The sequence below is a fragment of the Plantactinospora sp. B24E8 genome, assembly GCF_039871735.1.
GTDB lineage: Bacteria > Actinomycetota > Actinomycetes > Mycobacteriales > Micromonosporaceae > Plantactinospora.
Map to the genome: position 1 here is coordinate 1 of NZ_JBDPMH010000035.1, position 13901 is coordinate 13901.

The 13901-nt window shown below is 65.5% G+C and carries 11 protein-coding genes; 8 read left to right on the forward strand and 3 right to left on the reverse strand.

The window, feature by feature from the left end; translation table 11 throughout:
• Positions 1 to 209: 209 nt before the first annotated feature.
• A complete protein-coding gene (locus ABGB21_RS30720) occupies positions 210 to 1325 on the forward strand; it encodes a serine hydrolase domain-containing protein (RefSeq protein ID WP_347654866.1) in 1116 nt (371 codons plus the stop codon).
• Between the two features lie 271 nt (positions 1326 to 1596).
• Here the strand turns inward: ABGB21_RS30720 and ABGB21_RS30725 are convergent, their stop codons facing one another.
• Positions 1597 to 2757, reverse strand: coding sequence for a radical SAM protein (locus tag ABGB21_RS30725; protein ID WP_347654867.1), 1161 nt, complete (start codon positions 2755 to 2757; stop codon positions 1597 to 1599).
• A gap of 754 nt (positions 2758 to 3511) precedes the next feature.
• Between ABGB21_RS30725 and ABGB21_RS30730 the strand changes: the two genes are divergently transcribed.
• The 4 genes from ABGB21_RS30730 to ABGB21_RS30745 all read left to right on the forward strand — a co-directional run bounded on the left by ABGB21_RS30730 (position 3512) and on the right by ABGB21_RS30745 (position 8522).
• The gene (locus tag ABGB21_RS30730) at positions 3512 to 5032 is read left to right on the forward strand and encodes a SagB family peptide dehydrogenase (protein ID WP_347680701.1); all 1521 of its coding nucleotides are present in this window, start codon (positions 3512 to 3514) and stop codon (positions 5030 to 5032) included.
• Entirely contained in the window at positions 5029 to 6489 is a 1461-nt protein-coding gene (locus tag ABGB21_RS30735) for an AMP-binding protein (protein ID WP_347680703.1), read from the forward strand. The genes ABGB21_RS30730 and ABGB21_RS30735 overlap by 4 nt, the downstream gene beginning before the upstream one ends.
• 63 nt (positions 6490 to 6552) lie before the next feature.
• Complete coding sequence (locus ABGB21_RS30740; RefSeq protein ID WP_347654870.1) at positions 6553 to 7047, forward strand: phosphopantetheine-binding protein; 495 nt, start codon at positions 6553 to 6555, stop codon at positions 7045 to 7047.
• An 83-nt stretch (positions 7048 to 7130) separates the two neighbouring features.
• Positions 7131 to 8522, forward strand: a complete 1392-nt coding sequence (locus ABGB21_RS30745) for an AMP-binding protein (RefSeq protein ID WP_347654871.1) — start codon at positions 7131 to 7133, stop codon at positions 8520 to 8522.
• 103 nt (positions 8523 to 8625) lie between these two features.
• Here the strand turns inward: ABGB21_RS30745 and ABGB21_RS30750 are convergent, their stop codons facing one another.
• Positions 8626 to 10209, reverse strand: coding sequence for a hypothetical protein (locus tag ABGB21_RS30750; RefSeq protein ID WP_347654872.1), 1584 nt, complete (start codon positions 10207 to 10209; stop codon positions 8626 to 8628).
• A 37-nt stretch (positions 10210 to 10246) separates the two neighbouring features.
• Here ABGB21_RS30750 and ABGB21_RS30755 point away from each other — a divergent pair, with 37 nt between their 5' ends.
• The 3 genes from ABGB21_RS30755 (at position 10247) to ABGB21_RS30765 (ending at position 13292) form a co-directional block, all read left to right on the forward strand.
• Positions 10247 to 10399 (forward strand): hypothetical protein, encoded by a 153-nt coding sequence (locus tag ABGB21_RS30755; RefSeq protein WP_347654873.1) that lies wholly within the window; start codon positions 10247 to 10249, stop codon positions 10397 to 10399.
• A 242-nt stretch (positions 10400 to 10641) separates the two neighbouring features.
• Positions 10642 to 11901: a YcaO-like family protein gene (locus ABGB21_RS30760; RefSeq protein WP_347680705.1), complete on the forward strand. Its 1260-nt coding sequence runs from the start codon at positions 10642 to 10644 to the stop codon at positions 11899 to 11901.
• Positions 11898 to 13292, forward strand: coding sequence for a TfuA-like protein (locus ABGB21_RS30765; protein WP_347680707.1), 1395 nt, complete (start codon positions 11898 to 11900; stop codon positions 13290 to 13292). Before ABGB21_RS30760 ends, ABGB21_RS30765 begins: the two co-directional genes overlap by 4 nt.
• Before the next feature lie 70 nt (positions 13293 to 13362).
• Here ABGB21_RS30765 and ABGB21_RS30770 read toward each other — a convergent pair whose 3' ends face one another.
• Positions 13363 to 13848, reverse strand: a complete 486-nt coding sequence (locus tag ABGB21_RS30770; RefSeq protein ID WP_347680709.1) for a GNAT family N-acetyltransferase — start codon at positions 13846 to 13848, stop codon at positions 13363 to 13365.
• Between the last annotated feature and the right edge of the window lie 53 nt (positions 13849 to 13901).

Below are 13901 nucleotides of genomic sequence, written 5' to 3' on the forward strand. Positions count from 1 at the left end.
GCGCTGATCCGCTCCTACCTCGCCACCGCCACCGCACACGGCCGCAACATCATCAACGCCCTCACCGAACTCGCCGCCGGCCGTCCCTGGCTACCCACCGCCGTAACCACCACCTGATCAGTCACGCGGAGACGGGAGTCATCGCCTAGTCTCTGAGCATGGACGTTCGGTTATAGGGCACCTTCCCGTGGATAGAGGTCTTCGACGTCATGGCGAGTGTGGACCACGATAGGAGTGACATTTCCCTCGACCCCATTCCGGCGACGCGGGGGCTGCTGAACTCCTGGACAGATTCGGGCGAAGTCCTGGGTGCGTACGTCTTCGTCTCCCATCACGGACGGTTGGTCGCCGATGTCGCGATTGGCAGATGCTCGCCTGAGCGATCCTCCAGGACTTCCGACGTCGGTCGCCTGTACTGTGGAGTCAAACCGTTCGTTGCCGTATGCCTGGCGAAGGCGGTGCAGGACGGCATGATGGAATTCGGTGCACCCGTACGTGAGTTCGTCGACGTACCGGATACCGGGCAGTGGAAGTCTGTCGACATCCTGAGCTTGCTCGCGCACTCCAGTGGGCTCAGGCCGTCCCATGACAATCCATACCTGCGGTCGTTCGACTCCTACGTCGCGACGATCGGGCGCGACGACGAACGGCCCGCCCGGTGGGTCGGACAGCCTGTATACAACACGACTGATGCCTGGCACCTCCTTGCCGCAAGTGTCGAGCGGGTGTTCCGGAGACCGATCGACGCGGTGGTTGAGGAGGTTGTCGCGCAGCCCGTCGGCGCGGACAGCCTGTGTCTGCTGCATCCCGTTGTGGAGGACTACGCACCCCTCCACGCACGTGGGCCCTCCGCGACATTCCGGGAAGTCTCCGACGCACCCCGCAGGGAGCTTTTCTCCCGGGTCAATCCCGCCCACGGGGGGTTCTCGCGCAATGGTGACGTGGGCCGCTTCTACAGTGAGCTTCTCGACTGTCATGCCGGCCGTGGGGTTCTGCTGGAGGCTCGGGTGGTCAGGGAGATGACGCGGCCACACGCCATCCTGAACGAGGGCTCGCGACAGCAACATGTGTGGGGCCTCGGCTTTGAGATGGCCGTTGCCCCGCGGTACTTCGGTGTCGGCTGGGGCAGGCGGAGCTTTGGACACAGTGGCGCGGTCGGGTACGTCACCCAAGGCCCGCCCCGGGTATTCCTGGTTTCGCTCGCCGACCCGGAGAGCGGTCTGGTTCTCTCCCTCCGGCTCGCCAGCATCGACGCTCGAAGCGGGTTCCGCTTGGCCAGCATCGGCCGGTCGTTGACCACGGATCTCGCCGACTATCTGGCGTGACGTGCGCTTGACGTCACACCGGCAGGCCAGGTACGGCGGTCCGGGTTCGAGCTCGGGAAGACGGCCAGGGGGCCATGAGGTGGAGCAGGCGGCCACGGTCGTCGAGCGGGTGGTTGATCGTCGTGCCCCGCCCAGGTCCGTTGGCCCCGCCGGAGGTGAGCTGCGGCTCACAGCACGTCGGCCGCCCCGACGCCACCGCCGACGGCTGTCGGGCGGGCAGAGCGTTGCCCGGTCTGCGGCCGCTGTGGCGTACGAGCCCCGGGCCCCTGTCTCACCGAGCGGGCCCGTCAGGGTCTCGTGGTCGCGGTGTGAACCCCGCGCAGTGCACCGGCCTCAGTTCCATGAGGTGGTCCGCGTACGGCGGGTAGGTTTGCTGGTCGAAGTCGACGTATCGATTGCCGTAGCACCAGCGACACTCGTCGAACATCGCGGATATCGCCTTGGCGCCGTGCGCGTGCTCCGACCGCAACCGCTGGTAGGCCTGTCCGTTCCAGATTTCCGCGAACGAGGTCGTCGTCAGGTCGCCGAGCAGATACCGCGCCTTCGCCTCGCCGACGAGATGGTCGCAGAAACCGACCTGGCCGCGGAAGTTGACGTAGCAGTACATCCACGGGTGGGTGCACGTCTTGTCTGTGTGGGAGAGGTCGCTCCATTCGGGGTCCAGGGCGGCATTGAGTTGGGCGTCGACACCTAGTTCCTGTGCGCGTTGCGCCGCCCGATCGAGTTCCTCTGCCAGCCTGCTCCGGTGGAGGCGCAAGTTGTCCGGATGACCCTCGGGTAGGACGACCGGGTTTATCGCGACGCGCAGTCCGAGCTCGCCGGCAAGTGAAATGATCTCGCTCAGTTCCTCCAGCGCGTTCCGCTGTACGACCACATTGAGGTGGATGTTGTCGGTACCCATGCCGGAGGCGCGGCCCTCGTCTACGAGTATCCGCAGGTTGTCGAGGACGACGTCGAGTCTCGCGCCACCGCGGAGGAGGGCGAAGGTCTCCGGGCGGGCCGCGTCGAAGGAGACCACGATCGAGGCTCCCGACCGTACGAGCTTGCGCCACAGCGCTTCGTTCGGCACAGTCAGGTTGGTCACCAGCCGGATCCGGCACCCGTATTCGAGCGTCTCGTCGACGTAGCGGGGGAAGTCGCGAAGGATCGTGCTCTCCCCCCATCCTCGAAGGTCGACGATTTCGGCGGTGGGGAAGAGTTGCTCCGCGACGTTGCTGAACAGTTCGGGCGACATCACCCGCGACCGGTCGAACTTGCCGGCCGACCGACACATCGGGCAGGAGAGGTTGCAATTGTCGGTCAGCTCGACAAAAATAACTCGGGGCATGCTCTCCAGTGCTGCGGCCCGAGCCTCGAACTCCTCAATATTTCGTTGGCGGTTGACTGCCCGTAGCCTAGACGCTGCAGCGTTACGCGTGCTTGTGTCGGTCATCGGGCAACACCTCCGAATTGGTGATGTAGCTTATTTTCCCGCGCCAATGTCTCACACGCGCTGGTCGCTCACAACCGCAGCTCTGGTTCGTGCTGGAGCGTTTGCGCCATGTGTTTATAGCGACTTTTCGTCGTGACATGCGCGAATCTGCCTTGTCAACCATCTAGTCCTTGTCCATCTATGCGGCGTCGCTCTCCGGCGTGTTGTCGGACTACGGAGCCGACCCCCGGTTGCGGGTCACAGCGCAGCATGACCAGCGGTTTCCGGTGGTGAGTCTGGCAACCGGCGTGGCGTCGCTGTCGTGGATGCCGGCGCGCGTGAGGTCGGCACACTCCTGATTGCGTGACAGCTGTGGGCGTTGGTGATCGCGCCGGGACCGGGACGCCTACGGTGCGGTGCGACACGGCCGGTGGATGGGAACGGGGAACAGGCGCGCCGTGGCGGCGGGGCAGGTGTCGGGGCTGGCCCCTGGCGACTCCGGTGGACCGTCCGTGGATGACCCGTCAACGGCGTACTGGGCCGCACCTGTTGGGTGGCGGCCAGGACGCCCCCCGGGTCGACGGCCGGGACGCCGCTCTGATGGGTCCTGCCGGGCCGCGGCCGCACTCCGGGACGAAGACGATGCCGGACGTACGGCCCTCGACCGTCGCAGCCCGACCCCTACCCGTGAATGTGCACACCGCGTACTGTCGGCGCTAGTGACCGGGATGGCGCATTGGCATCACTACCCGGGCATCCACCGTGGAGGAAGTCTATGGCCGAGCTCGACGTCATGCTGTTCCCCGCAACGGACTGGGAAACGACCTCGACTCGGGCAAACGTCGCTTGGATTCTGGAAGACTGGGCGTCCGTCGTCCCATCGGGCGACGATTCTCTCATCGTGCGGCACCAGCAGGACGCCCTGATGCTGAGGTGGGTCCTGAGAGGATTGGATGCCGAGGCGTACCAGGTCCTCAAGACGCTCGGTGAACGACGAAGTGTCGGAAGCGTGGTCCGTGCCGCCGAGACGGCTGGGACAGGACCAGGCGAACGACTCGTCCGGGAACTGAACAGGCTGTTGTCGGGGCGAATCCTCAGGCTGAGTGTCGGTAGTCCCGGGAGCGATGCCCGGTTGACAGTGCGACCCGCGAGCCGGACGGCCCGGATGTCCCTGCCGCTCAGGATGCCTCGACGGCTGGTGCGACTCTCCAGGTACGTCACGGTGGGGCGTGCGTCCGACGCTCTGGAGGTTCGCAGCCCGATCCGCGGATTTGTGCTGCAGTCCCACGGACTCCCGATCGGGAACCTTCTCGATAAGACCGCGCATCGGGCGTGTGACCCGGAGGAACTGGTCGACGGTCTGCGGAGCGTGTCGCGGGAAGACGCCGTGAGCCTGCTTGCGGTGATGACCGCGACCGGGGTCCTGGGCGAAGTTGACGACCGTGGACTGCTCGCGGAGGACCAGGACGAGATATTGATCCAGCGGCAGCCGGCCGACGTCGCTTTTCACCACGCCAGTCGTCTGGGGCTCCATGTCGGGCCGTCGGGAGCGACCTTTCGGTTCGCCGGCTCGCTTCCGCCCACCCCGGCGTTGAGGGACGGTACCGCCCAGGCCCAGGAGTTGGTGAAACTCGACGGCCCGGGATCGTGGCTCGAGGCGGGCGAGGTCAGCTTCACCGAGGTGGTGGCCCGAAGGAAATCGGTTCGGGACCACGGGAGCGAACCCCTCACCGCACGGCAGTTGGGAGAGTTTCTCTTCCGCGTCGCACGCGTGGGCCGCGTCATACCGGTCGAGGACGGCAACCCCAGAAGCTACGAGTGCAGTGAGCGTCCGTATCCGAGCGGCGGAGGGGCGTACGAAATTGAGTTGTATCTGGTGACAAGCCGGTGTGGAGGGCTCCGGAGGGGACTGTATCGCTACCGTCCGCTGGAACACGCGCTGGAACCTGTCGCGGCGTCGGCAGCACAGTGCAACATGCTCCTGGAAAACGCGCGAATGGCAACCGGTGCCAAAGAGTCGCCGCAGGTGCTGATCCTCATGGGAGCACGGTTCGCCCGGCTGAGCTGGAAATACGAGAACATGGCCTATGCGACCACATTGAAGAACGTCGGAGTCCTCTACGAGAGCATGTATCTGACAGCTGCGGCGATGGGCCTGGCGTGCTGCGCGGTCGGTAACAGTGACTCCGGCCTGTTTGCGCAGGCGACCGGTCTGCGGGTGGAAGAGGAGTCGTCGGTGGGGGAGTTGACTCTCGGAAGCCTGCCCGATCGAGACCGGGAAGGTGGAGAGGGGTGACCCTTGCCGCCGTCGATTTCGATCTTCGCCTGAAGGACCTGGGCGTCACCGGACGGGATCGGCAGGCCCTCGTCTTCGTGGAAGAGGGCCGCGCGATGTCGTATGACGAGCTGAACAGCGTGACCGAAGGGCTCAAGCACGAGCTGATGTCGGGGCTGTCCGAGCTCGGGCCCGCGTGCCTCCTGGTGGACAGCCCCGATGGGATCGGATCCTATCTGTTGCTGGTGGCGGCCCTCCGGTGCCCCGTGCCGGTCGCTCTCCGGTCACGGCTCGACGGGGACAGGACTGCCGAAAGCCTGCTGAGGGCTGGCATCGCCGTCCTGGACGCCTCGCAGATGGGCACGCTCCACGCGTTGTCGCCCGGACCTGGATGCGCCAGGGAGCAGGTGCCACCGCACGCCCTGGTACTTCCGACCGGAGGGACCAGCGGGGAGGGCAGACGGGTCATCGACGTAAGAACGCGGATGGTGCCGTCTCAGCCCCGCCCGTTGCGATTGACGTCCGTTCTTGGTTGGCGCCCTCACCAGGTGCAGATGATGGCCAGCATTCCACCCCACGCGTCGTCGATGTCCTTCCTGGTGGAAGGTCTGGCGGATGGGAACACGATAGTTGTTCCAGCCGGTTTCCGGGCATCGGCGTTCCTGGAGCTGATAGACGAGCACCAGGTACGGTGGATACAGAGCACTCCGTTCCACCTGCGTATGATGCAGAAAGCCGACAACGGCAACGTAAGCCTGGGTTCCGTTCGCGCGCTGGTACACATGAGCGCGCGGTGTGCCGATGATCTCAAGCGATACTGGATTCAGCGACTCGGGCCCGAGAAGGTGTATGAGACCTACGGCAGCACCGAGGGCGTCGGCGTGACGGTGGTCGACGGGAACGAGTGGCTGGAGCGGCCGGGAACAGTCGGTAAGGGCTTTTTCACCAAAGTGAGGATCGTCGGTCCGAACGGGGAGACCGTTCCACCGGGCGTCCAGGGAACCGTGTATACGAGTGCTGGCAGGAGAGGTGCCCAGGTCTATCTCAACTCTCGTGGAGATGTGCGCCGGAGCGCGGACGGTTCGGTCAGTGTCGGGGATGAGGGATGGCTGGATCCGGAGGGCTACCTCTACCTGGCTCCACGCTCTCTGAGTCGGATCACGGTGGCGGGTGAGACCTTCGATGCCGAAGATCTCGAGAGTGTTCTCTGCGATCACCCGGATGTTGCCGACGCAGGCGTGTGCTCGGTGGAGAGAGGTGAGGACTGGGCCAGGGTGATCGCTCTTGTCGTGCCCGAGGGGGAAAGCCTGTCCGAGGCTGAGCTGCGGCTGTGGCTACGTTCGAGGGTAACCACGGCAATTGTGCCGCGACGGATTTTCCGCGTGGCCGCCCTCCCTCGGGACGGAGCGGGGAAGATGTCGCGGCGGAGGTTGCAGGATCTGGGAGAACGGCTGGCGAGCACCGGGAGGAGCGAATAAATGTCGGTGGAGGGTGGCCACACGGTCCGGTGGATAGCGGACCTCCGTCAACATCCTCGGATAGTGGAAGCGGAAATGCTGCCATCCTCGGAGCCCCAGGTGGTAGTGATCGTCGTGCCGGAGGGATTTCGCGTGGGACCAGAGATTCGGCAGGACGTCCTCGACGTGGCCGAAGACCTTGAAACACCACTCGTGGTCGTCCCCACCTCCAACATCCCAAGGCGGTCCGATGGTTCCCTCGACCACGAGGCCGCCAGAAACCTGTACGTGAACTCCGGGTACAAGTTCACGTACCGGCGTCCGGGATCCCCCGAGGAGGAGGAGGTGCTGCGCATCGTGTCTGAACTGCTGGAAGAGTCACTCCCCGGGGTCGCCGTCAGTGTCACCGACGATCTGGCCTCGCTGGGCGGAGATTCGCTCACGGCGTTGGAGCTCTCCGACCGCATCCACAACACCTTCGGCGTGGTGTTGTCGGCCGCCGACCTGTACGGTGCGCAGTCACTGGCCGAGATCGCGGCAACGGTCCGGGACGCGAAAGGCCTGATGGGGGCCGGATAGTAGGCACTACGTCGGATGCCCGCGGGCGGGTTGGGTTGCCAGAGCTGATAGGCGGTGAGCCCGGGCAGCACGAAGAGGTGAACGTGGAAGAAGATCTCGATCTGCTGTCGACGCGGGACGACGGCGAGACCGCGGTTGTTGATGGCCGGGTGGGGAACCTGAGCGTCGCCGAGCTTCGCGCCCTCCGGGAGGAGTGGCGTCAGCGATTGCGGGCGGACAGGAAGGTCCTGGTGGAGATCGCCCGTCCCCGATCGCTCGACGGTCTCGGGGCCTATCTGGCGGCGCTGTCTCTGGGGCATGCCGTCCTGCTCGTCGACGGTGCGCCGCCAGGACTGGCATCCTCGTCCAGAGAGGCGTTCCGTCCCGACGTGTCCGTGAACAACGGGGCCGTCACCTGGTTGCCCTGGGCGAAAGCACGGACAAGTGATCTCCTCCTGCACCCGGCGCTGGCGATGGTGGTCTCTACTTCTGGTTCGGTGGGTGCCGCCAAGGCCGTTCGGCTCTCCTATGACAATCTCTCCGCCAACGCTCGGTCAATCGCCGAGGCAACCGGCATACGACCCGAAGAGCGAGCGGCAACGTCGCTTCCTGCGGATTATGCCTTCGGGCTCTCGATCATCAACTCGTATCTGATCTCGAACGGCGTTCTGGCGCTGACCGAATCGCCCCCCACGTCCAGGGGTTTCTGGTGGCAACTGGATCAGCTTGGCGCGTCCGCGGTCGGGCTACTTCCCACCACCTGCCGTCTGCTCCTGGCTCGGGGATGGAGTCCTCGAAGTCATCCCTCGTTGGAAAGGGTGCTCATAGCGGGCGGTCGGCTCGATCCGCCGGAGGCGAGGGTGATTGCCGACCTGATGAGGTCGGTCAACGGGCTGGTGAACATCATGTACGGGCAGGCGGAGGCAACGGCCCGGATTTCGGTGCTCGACACGACTTCGGCGTTGACGCATCCGGGGTCGGTGGGGCGCGTGGTGCCAGGCGGCAGAGTGGAGATCCTGGCTGAAGAGGAGACACCCGTACGGGACGGAGAGCGGGGAGAGATTGTCTACCGCGGACCTAACGTAATGCTCGGCTACGCGACCGCCCGAACGGATCTGGGTTTGGGTGACGTCCATCGGGGACGACTCCGGACCGGCGACCTCGGGTACCTGTCGAACGGGTTTCTGTACCTGACAGGCCGAGTCGACAGGCAGGTGAAGATCTTGGGCCGTCGGATCCAGCTCGACCAGATGGAAGGGCAGTTGAGAAGTGCACTGGACACCGAGGTGATGGTGATACCTCTCTCGGAGGAGATGATTGCCGTGTGTCATGAGGGCGGGGTTTCGGTCAGCGTCACGCCTGTGGTGGAACGGGTCGCGGGCCGTTGGGGGCTGCCTCGCGCATGCTTGCGCGTGCGAGAGATGCCGTTGCCGCGTCTGCACTCAGGGAAACTCGACTACCGTGGCATCAGTCTGCAACTGGCAGGGATCGGGTGATGGAGGCGTGCCGCAGCGAGGCGGTGGCTTGCGGCGCCGTCCGGAACCTGGCTCGTCACGCGTGAGTCTTCTCGGCACCCGGTCGACGGTTTGCGCGGGGTGACTATGTCCTGAGCGCCAGGCTGACGAGCCAGCCCTCGATGCGGCGAAAGATCTGCTCGACCTCGGTCGGTGAACACAACTGGGTGTCAACCAGAAAGTTCAACCGGACCGAACGGGGATCCAGGGTTACGTGCATGATGAACAGCCCACTGCTGTCCCGGGAATGGCTGGCTGCGCTCTCGAAGACGGCGGCCGCCTGCAGCTCACGCAGACGATCGGGGTCGAAACTCGGCGCAGCGGCAGGGGCTGGCAGATCGACGACGTTGAGGAAGAACTGGGGGAGTGTTTCTCCCATGCCCTTTCGTCTCAGGCGGTCAGCGACATCCAGCAGGTCGTAGATGTCGTATCGCGCCGTGGAGTAGGCCCTGAACGCTTCGGTGGCAGCTTCCTTGGCGAGGGCGGCCTGACTGCCACCCACGCCGGTCAGGAAGCACAGCCCCCACCCCATCAAGGTTTCGACAGCCACCTTGTCCTCGGCGGTGATCCTGTTGTTGAACGCGATCCGGACCGGGACGGAGGTCAGGTCGAACTCTTCGGCCACGACCTTCGCCATGCCTGCCAGGAGCAGCGCAGAGGGGGAAACCCTCAGCCGCGCGGCAAGCGTCGGTAGGGCCTCGCGCAGCACGAGGGAATCCAGGGCTCCCTTCCAGAAACGTGGCGACAACCCCGCCCGACGCGCGGCCGGCACGAGGGTCGCGCCTGTTTCCATCAATGCTCGCCACCGATCCACGTTGTGTGCCGACATTGCCTGACCGGCAGGCGAACCCTCCCATGCGGCCCTGTCCACCGGCTGTCTCCGCGGCGCCGGTGACGGCGCATCGCCCGCCAGCGACCTGGCCAGCTCCGTCGCCAGCAGGTCTGCGCCGGCGGCGTCGGTAGCCAGGTGAGACACGGCGAGTTCCACGGAGCGCACCCGGCCGCGGTGACATATGGCGCCGAATCGTACCGGCAGTCGTGTTTCGTGGTCGAAGGTGTGCCCTGCCACGTGGGTTTTGGCGGCGACCACCTCCTTTCCGTCCGATACGTCGAACATCAGTAGCGGAATCTTCACGGATCCAGCGACCCGCTGCCAGAGGTGGGCTGCGGGAGAACCGCCGAAGTAGGTGCGCAGCGCCTCGTGGCGACCGAGTAGCCCCTTGAGTGCTTCGGAGATTCGTCCTGAGTCGACACCCGGAGGTACCGGCACCGACCGCACCAGATTCTGTCGGTACGCCTCTTCGCCGGCGGCCTCGATGGCGACATACTGATTCCGCTGTCCCCACGTCATCCGTCCGTATCGCGGCGACAGGCCATCCAGCCGTACAACCGGCGCCGGTGCCATCTTCCGTCCCTTCCGCCCGATCCGACCATGATCGACCCGGGCCAGGCGCCGGGCAAGCGACACCGACTCCCGGACGCGCTGGTGAGGGCGCGGCGCTCTCGGGCAAACATGATCAGAACGGAGATTTCCCACATCGCCGGGGTCGTGCGCGAACACCGGTTCCGACCAGCCTTTCTCAAACGTTCGCCAACCGGTGCCAGTCTTCCGGTTGATCGATTCAGGACGTTCCGTTAGTCTACTTCCGGGCCATCCCACGAAGATCATGGATCATAGATCAACTTCAAGATTGGGGGCACCACGGATGAGCACCGAACTGCTCGAAATCGACAAGATCTCTGCCGACGATCGTCTCGACTCCCTCTTCGAGGAGAGCGTGGAGGGCGTCATCCCGGAGATCGAGATGGGCGCCTGCGCCTCCTCGGCCTGTCATTACTTCGACTCGCCGGAGGAGTAGTCCCAGGAGTTCCGGGTTCGACTGTCTGCGCCTTCCCGAGCCGTAGCTCGTTCGTCTGAGACGACGGAACCCAAGGGGACGCGGCTGTGAAGGTGAGTTGGGCGCGAAGCTGAGATCGTGGTCGGCGCGGGCTTCCTGCGCCGACCACGATTTAACTTTTTTCAACCCCCTCCGGTCCGTCGGGGCTGCAGGTGGAAGTCGGGGCGCATGCGCCGCGCGGTTCAGGTTGAAAAGGGTTCGTTGTGAACGTTTCCAAGAACAGGCTCGGGATGTCAAGGAACCTGGTTTCGGCGCGTGAGCATTCGGGGATTCCCGGGCAGAGACGAAGCATACTGTCCGAAACAAATCCGGTGATTAGGCTGCCTGGTACGCACCGGGCGAGGCTCCCCGAGGAGAGCTGGGCGATCATTCGGCCACTTCTCGACAGGTACGGCGTCACGAGAGTCGCCGATGTCACGCGGTTCGATGTCCTGGGTATCCCCGTGGTGTTGGCGATCCGCCCTCTCGCCAGGACATTCACGATCTCCCACGGTAAGGGGCATACTCCCCTGCTCGCGCGGCTCTCGGCGGTCATGGAGTCGGTGGAACTGTGGCATGCCGAGAACGCGTGCCCTCCGCCTGTCATCCGCAATACCAGCGCGGAGGATCTGCGGCTGCCCTATGAGCTGGGCGAGCTGCAACAGTACCGCGGCAGTCTGTTGAGCGACAGAACTCCCTTGGACTGGGTTGAGGCGTCCACCGTCGCCGGAGACATCAGGTGCCCGGTGCCACGACACTACGTGCAACTCGGCGCCGAGGTTGTCGACACCTGGTCGCCTCCGATGTTGCGACCTTCGAGCAACGGCTTGGCGAGTGGCAACAACCTCGCCGAGGCCGCGCTACACGGACTGTACGAGATGATCGAGCGCGACAGTGTCGCGAGTCTGCGGTCGGTACCGGCCGAAGGTCGCGACTATCTGGATCTCGGCACCGTCGATAACAACGGCGTCGGCGATCTTCTCGGCATGATCCGGAAAGCGGACATGCACGTGGAGGTGCTCGTGGTCCGGGGCAGGTGGCCATTCAGTACGTTCGTCGCATACCTCTGGGATGGAAGTCGCAGAGTGTCGGCGGGGTCTGGCGTCCACAGTGATCCCGCGATCGGCCTGTCCCGTGCCCTCACGGAGGCCGCGCAGAGCCGTCTGGTGGCAATCACCGGCGCTCATGATGACTTGAGCCTCGCCTGGCGGGGCGCGGTTGAGGTCCGACCGTCAGATGTCCGGGTCTTCCGGCCCACGATGGACTGGACGACGGCGAGGGAGTCAGGCCCGTCGTTCCGCGACCTGACCGCCGAGCTGGTCTGGCTGGATGATCTGGTCCGGTCGACGACCGGGTTCGCGCCCCTGTATGTTGATCTCAGCACCCATGACGCCATCTCCGTCGTGAAAGTGGTTGCCGCCGGCCTGTCGTTCGAGGCGCGCCATTCCATTCCGCGGAATGCCTCCGTGGGAGTCGGTCGATGAGCGTACATGTCTACGTGGGCCCGACGATTCCGCAAGCGGAGGTCCGGCAGAGGCTGCCCGTCGCGGAGTTGCATCCACCGGTGGCCCACGGAGATCTGCTCCGGATACGACCGTGCCGTGGCGACGTCGTACTCATCATTGACGGCGACTTCCACGATCGGCTGCCCGTCCGGAACCAGGAGATATTGATGCTTCTCCAGGAGGGGATCCAGGTCGTCGGTGCGGCGGGGATGGGTGCCTTGAGGGCAGCCGAACTCCGCACCTACGGCATGATCGGGATCGGCACCGTTTTCGAGATGTACCGGGACGGGACCGTCGACGGCGATGACGAGGTCGCTGTCCGGTACGGGGGCGGAAACGTGGGATACGAACCCCGTGCGGAATCATTGATCAACATGCGGTGCCTTCTGCGGGCTGCGGTTGACGAGGGCGCCATGAGCGCGGCGGAGAGCGCCCGCGTCAGTCAGGTTGCGGAGTCCGTCCGTCTCTTCGACAGGTCATGGACCCTGGTCGAGGCTCGCTTGGCGAGCGCGTCGACCGACGGGACCGAAGATCTGTTGCGGCGGTTGCGGGATCTGGTCCGTGCCGACGGAAAGGGCACCCAGTTCCGGGACGCCCTGCAGGCGCTCGATTTCGTCGCTGGTCCTGAGCTTGCCGCGCCCACGCCCACCGAAGACCCGGATCTGGTGGAGCGCGTTCCGGTGACGCCGTATGTCCGGACATGGGTCGACCAGAATCGGATCCGCGTGGTTGACGGCGAGTCGGTCGACGACGTCAGCGTGCTCAGGTTTCTCCAACTCTACGACCCTGCTTTTCCCGCGCGGTGGGCGTTGTACGCCATGGGGGTGATCGCTGACGGTTCGCCCAGGACACACCCCGTGGCGGACGACGTCAGGAGGCAGCTCGAGGACTCTTGTTCCGCGCGAGCCGTCGAGCGTCTCGGCGGAACACTCCTGGAGAAATCGGTGCAGCAGTACTGGCTGGCCGGGTCGGAGTTGTCCCTCCCCGAGCGGGACAAGCTGCTACGGGTTCTGGTGCGCTCCTACCGCGCTCCCGGCGGGGCACCGATACACGGGTGCCCGCGGCTGTTCACCCGACCCGCCGCCCTCTGGTCCAAGGCATCCGACCGTGTCGCGCAGTGCCGGAAAGAAAACCGGCGGGTAGCCGAGTTGTCCCCTCGCTACTCCGTGCAGAGGCTCAAGCGAGAGCGGGTGCTGGGCCATTTCGCCCGGACCTGGGGAGTCGAGAACGCGCGAGACGCGCTGCTTGCCGCAGCGCGAGATCGTGCGATCACGTCACTGGATCAACTCCACACGTACGGCCGGGAGATGATGCTCCCCTTCCTGGACTGGGATGCCGAGGACGTAGCGCGCGCACTGTCGCCCACCTAGGTCCTCTGTCGGAGATCGTCGGCATCCCCGACCGGTCCGGCCAGCCAGGGTCCCAGGGTCTGCCCGGAGTTCAGAACTGGTGGTACATGACATGTAGCCCGACCCGGCCCAGGGTGGGATGGGCGAACGCGCCGGGTACCGTGCCGACGACCTGGAAGCCGAGCCGCCGGTAGACGGCGACCGCCGCCTGGTTCGACTCGGCGACGGCGTTGAACTGCATGCCCGCGTACCCGCGCTCCCGGGCCCAGTCGAGCGCGAACCGGCAGAGTGCCGTCCCGACCCCACGGCCCCGGGCCCCGGCGGCGACCATGAAGCTGGCGGTCGAGACGTGCGCCCCGGGCCCGGGCCGGTTCGTTCCCATCCTGGCGGTGCCGACGATCCGGCCGTCCTCGACGGCGACCACGGTCAGCTCCGGCGGCTCCGCCACCCAGATCCGGTACGCCTGCTCGGCGGTCATCGCGGGGTCGTAGGCGAAGGTGTCGGCCGCCCGTACGACGTCACGGACGATCGGCCACACCTGGGACCAGTCGTCCTCGGCGAGCTCGTGGATCTGCACGGCGCGACGATAGACCCGGCGAGGTGCCACCGCGAGCTGATTTGTGGCCCGTC

Coding starts and splice junctions, on each gene's coding strand:
- ABGB21_RS30725 (WP_347654867.1), bottom strand. CDS start 2,757: ATGACCGACACAAGCACGCGTAACGCTGCAGCGTCTAGGCTACGGGCA.
- ABGB21_RS30755 (WP_347654873.1), top strand. CDS start 10,247: ATGAGCACCGAACTGCTCGAAATCGACAAGATCTCTGCCGACGATCGT.
- ABGB21_RS30750 (WP_347654872.1), bottom strand. CDS start 10,209: ATGATCTTCGTGGGATGGCCCGGAAGTAGACTAACGGAACGTCCTGAA.
- ABGB21_RS30720 (WP_347654866.1), top strand. CDS start 210: ATGGCGAGTGTGGACCACGATAGGAGTGACATTTCCCTCGACCCCATT.
- ABGB21_RS30765 (WP_347680707.1), top strand. CDS start 11,898: ATGAGCGTACATGTCTACGTGGGCCCGACGATTCCGCAAGCGGAGGTC.
- ABGB21_RS30730 (WP_347680701.1), top strand. CDS start 3,512: ATGGCCGAGCTCGACGTCATGCTGTTCCCCGCAACGGACTGGGAAACG.